The 1,615-nt window shown below is 72.4% G+C and carries 1 protein-coding gene; it reads left to right on the forward strand.

The genetic code is table 11. The features are described 5' to 3' along the window. Positions 1-77: 77 nt before the first annotated feature. Complete coding sequence (locus ACFT55_RS20150; protein WP_380245644.1) at positions 78-1,331, forward strand: beta-ketoacyl-[acyl-carrier-protein] synthase family protein; 1,254 nt, start codon at positions 78-80, stop codon at positions 1,329-1,331. The last annotated feature ends 284 nt before the right edge of the window (positions 1,332-1,615 follow it).

Raw genomic sequence — 1,615 nt, forward strand, 5'->3', positions numbered from 1 at the left:
GGGACCCCGGCCCGCCCGGCAACGCATCGAGCAGCACCACACCGCACACCCGCTCTCACCACAGGAGTGACCCACCCATGACTGCCGCACCCGCCTCGCGCGACGTCGTCGTCACCGGCCTCGGCGCCACCACCCCGCTCGGTGGCGACGCCCCCAGCACCTGGGCCGCGGCCCTCGCGGGCGAGTCGGGCGCGCGCACCCTCGACAACGACTGGGCCGAGAAGTACGGGCTCCCGGTCACCTTCGCCGCCACCATCAAGGTCACCCCCGACCAGGTGCTCTCCCGCCCCGAGACCAAGCGCATGGACCCGTCCACGCAGTACGCGATGGTCGCGGCCCGGGAGGCCTGGCAGGACGCCGGCGCCCCCGAGGTCGACAGCGAGCGGCTCGGTGCGGTCGTGTCGTCCGGCATCGGCGGCATCTGGACCACGCTGGAAGGCTGGGACACCCTCAAGGAGCGCGGCGCGCGCCGCATGCTCCCGATGACCGTCCCCATGCTCATGCCCAACTCCCCCGCCGCGTACGTCTCGATGGAGTTCGGCGCCAAGGCCGGGGCGCACGCCCTCGTGTCGGCGTGCGCGTCCGGCGCCGAGGCGATCGGGTACGGCGTGGACATGATCCGCAGCGGCCGGGCCGACATCGTCGTGTGCGGCGGGACCGAGGCGACGATCCACCCCATGCCGATCGCCGCCTTCGCGGCCTCGCGCACGCTGTCGCTGCGCAACGACGACCCGCAGCGCGCCTCGCGCCCCTACGACGTCGACCGCGACGGCTTCGTCGTCGGCGAGGGCGCCGCCGTGCTGGTCATCGAGAGCGCCGAGCACGCCGCCGCCCGCGGAGCACGCGTCTACGCGAAGATCGCGGGCGTCGGCCTGTCCGCCGACGCCTACCACATCACCTCCCCGGACCCCGAGGGCACCGGGCAGGTCTCGGCCATGCGCCGGGCCCTCGAGGAGGCCGGCGTGACGTCGCGCGACGTCGTGCACGTCAACGCGCACGCCACCTCGACCAAGGTCGGCGACCTCACCGAGACCGCCTCGATCCGTACGCTCATGGGCGGCGAGGCCGACCACGTGCGCCTCTCCGCGACCAAGTCCATGACCGGTCACCTGCTCGGTGGCGCGGGCGCGCTCGAGACCCTCTTCACGGTCAAGGCGGTGTCGGAGCGCCTCGCCCCGCCCACCATCAACGTCGAGACCCCGGACCCCGAGCTCCAGGTCCCCCTGGTGCGCGACACCCCGGAGAAGCTGCCCGACGGCGACATCGTCGCGCTCAACAACTCCTTCGGCTTCGGCGGGCACAACGTCGCCCTGACGATCACGAACGTCTGACCTACCCGAAACATCCCCCTCGGGCGGTCGGCCCGACGTCTCACGAACGCCCGAATATTTCACCCGGGCGGAGTTTTCCTCGGCGTGCCCACATGTCCCAGGCAACTTAGGTTGGCGCCTGAGGCCACCAACGTGGGTGGGCTGCAGGGCAAGGTCCAAGGGGGAGACCAGTGGTACGTGCGCGCCGTCATGCCAGGCAAGATCGACCAGGAGCCCAGCAGATCGGAGCGGCTCCCCCGCCCCGGTCACGACGACGCAGCGGCCACGACGCCCTGCACCGGCTC

Source organism: Isoptericola sp. NPDC057191 (assembly GCF_042670225.1).
In the GTDB taxonomy this organism is placed as follows: domain Bacteria; phylum Actinomycetota; class Actinomycetes; order Actinomycetales; family Cellulomonadaceae; genus Isoptericola.

Excerpts from the sequence above, each read along its gene's own strand:
- ACFT55_RS20150 (WP_380245644.1), top strand. The coding sequence starts at position 78 with ATGACTGCCGCACCCGCCTCGCGCGACGTCGTCGTCACCGGCCTCGGC.